The organism is Paraburkholderia sp. USG1 (assembly GCF_031570135.1).
Classification (GTDB): Bacteria; Pseudomonadota; Gammaproteobacteria; order Burkholderiales; family Burkholderiaceae; genus Paraburkholderia; species Paraburkholderia dioscoreae.
Genome location: NZ_JAMWXW010000068.1, coordinates 1 through 2,618, shown reverse-complemented (window position 1 = coordinate 2,618; position 2,618 = coordinate 1). Strand labels below are relative to the sequence as shown.

Annotated in this window: 1 pseudogene; it reads right to left on the bottom strand. The window is 62.8% G+C overall.

Annotation, left to right across the window (positions count from 1 at the left end):
• Nucleotides 1–2,618 (bottom strand): annotated as a pseudogene (locus tag NE850_RS39230) (hypothetical protein); the annotation flags it as partial.

The window sequence follows — 2,618 nt, the reverse complement described above, 5'->3', positions numbered from 1 at the left end:
GCCGTGATCTGCGTCTTGATCTGGTACGACGCCGCGACGCGGCCGTTCAGGTCGGCATACGAGTTAGCAACCGTCTGCACTGCGGCCGTGTTTGCATCCGCCTGTGCCTGCACTGTCGTGATCAACGACGCCTGCGCGCTGTCCGCCGTGGCGCGCGCGGTGGCCTCGGTCTGAATCGCAGCGCTCAGCGTCGTGCTGGTCGTCTGAATCTGCGCAGATACCGTATCGGTCCGTTGCGCGAGTGCAAGGTCTGCTTCGGCGCGAGCCGACTGCTCAGACCACACCCCCGCATAGATCGTCGTCGAGCCGGCGTAGTCGCCTGTACTGCCAGCCATTGGCGGAATAACCACTTGCGCCGCGATCCCGTCAACGCGCGTACCAAGTGCGGAGTCGGCGGCAGCTCGCGCGGTTGCTTCGGACGTGATAGCAGACGTGTTGTCGCCCACTGTCGCGGTGAGAGAGTCAATGCGGGTGCTGAGTGCACTATCGGCCGTGGCCCGGGTTGTCGCTTCCGCGCTGATGGCGGCAGTGTTCGCAGGGATTGCCGCGTCTTGCGACAGAACCCACGTTGTACCGTCCCACACGAGCAGGTTATTATTACCAACTGTGCTCGCGATCGCAGCGCCAGTGGAGATATATCGCCCCGCTCCCGCCAGCACCTCCGCTTGTGCGAACGCGAAGTAAAACACCGTGCCTGTCGGCAAATTCCCCGTCGACCGAGTTAGATTTAAGTCAAACTGCGTGCGGGTTGCCGTGAGAGTGGCGGTACTGCTGACGCGAACCCACTTGTCAAAAACCGTGGACACAGCATAAGAGCCGATGTCCGCGTCGTTCCAGTCTGCGACGAACTTAAAGTCAGATACCCCAGGCTGACCCGACGGAAAATACACATACACACTCACAGTAGCGACGCCTGCAGAGAGAGACAGGCCCGTTTGTCGCGCCGCCAAGTTGCTACTCGCTGTGACTGTGCACTTAGTCACAGCAACTGCCGAACCATCCGGAGCAGCTACCGATGTTGACGCGGCGGCGGTACCCAGGTAGCCGCTACCCGGCGTTGACCAAGGGCTAGACGTCCCGATGGCGTTACTCTGCTTAAGCAGGTTAGTGCTGCCCGTGTCTACCCACGTATCACCAACCACGGAGCCTACTGGCTGTACGGCCTGGCGGAATGTTGTAGTTTTCTGGCCGACAGTAGCCGTAAGCGACGTGATAGCGGATGCGTTTGCAGCGTCACCGCTGGCGCGCGCCGTTTGCTCTGCGGTGATGGCTGCTGAATTGCTGCTGACGGTCGTCGAGAGGTTGTCGATCCGCGTGCCCAGCGCCGTGTCCGCGGTCGTGCGGGCCGTCGCTTCGTTCGTGATAGCCGTCGAGTTGTTACCGTCGGCCGTCGTGAGCGCCGAGAACTTCTGCGCGAGCGTCGTCGTTGCGTCGACCTGCACCGTGCTCTGATTCAGGATGAACGCCGATTTCGCCGCGTTGTGCGCGCCGATCAGTGCGATGTCGGACGCCATGGCGCTGTCTGCGTTGGCGCGCGTCGTTGCCTCTGAAGTGATCGCCGACGTGTTCCCCGCCGCCGTAGCCACCACCGCGTCGATGCGCGTGCCGAGCGCGGAGTCGGCGTTCGTGCGCGCCGTAGCCTCGGCGGTGATCGCCGCCGCGTTGGTTCCATTCGCGGCCGTCACCGTGTCGATCCGCGTCGACAATGCAGAGTCTGCACTGGCGCGCGTGTTTTGCTCCGTGGTGATGGCCGTGCCGCGCGCTATCGCTTCTGCCGCGATCGCATCTGCGCGCGCGGACGCTTCCGCAGTGATGGCGGCCGCGCGTGTGGAAGCTTCGGAACTGATGGCGGCCGTTCTGTCCGTGGTCTCCTTTGAAATTGCAGCCGTGTTAGCCGCCACGTTCTGCTGAATAGTTGGGATAGCCTGGATCGGCGCGAGCACATCCTGCGCAAGCTGGGTCTCTCCGATCTGATTGCTGAGATACGACAGTATCTCCGTCGAATCGCTGCTGCTCTGACCGTTCACGCCGGCGCCGGGCGGATACCACGGTCCGATGTTCCCCGACGTGTCGACAAGCCGCGCCCAGAAGAAAAACGACTGTCCGGCAGCAAGGCCCATCAAACTCGCGCGCGACTGCGGATACGGATAGATCGAGAGCCGCGTCGCTGTGCTCCGGTCATTCGTCTTGCTGTACCAGACATCGGTGTATTGCGTGTCGCCGGCGGAGCCATCCGCAGGAAACGTCCAATCGACCTCGATCGCAAACACCTGCGTGATCGTCGTCAGCGATGTGAGCGCCGGCGGCGGACTCGTCTTGCCGGTCAACGCTGTGTCGACGCCGTACGCCGGAATCGACGTCACGCCCATGGCGTTGACCGCGCGCACACGGGCGAGATACGTGCCCTGATAGATGCCGACCACTTCCGCCTGCAGGCCGCCGACGGCATTCATCGGCACCCACTCTCCGTTGTCCTTGCGCCATTCAGGCAGGTACGAAACGGCCTTGTCCGCGGCATTCCACGCGATGACCATGATGGTTTTCGAAATACCCTGGTCGATAACCGAATAAGTCGAGACCGTGACGCCGGTCGGCGGCGGCTGCACCGACGGCGGCAC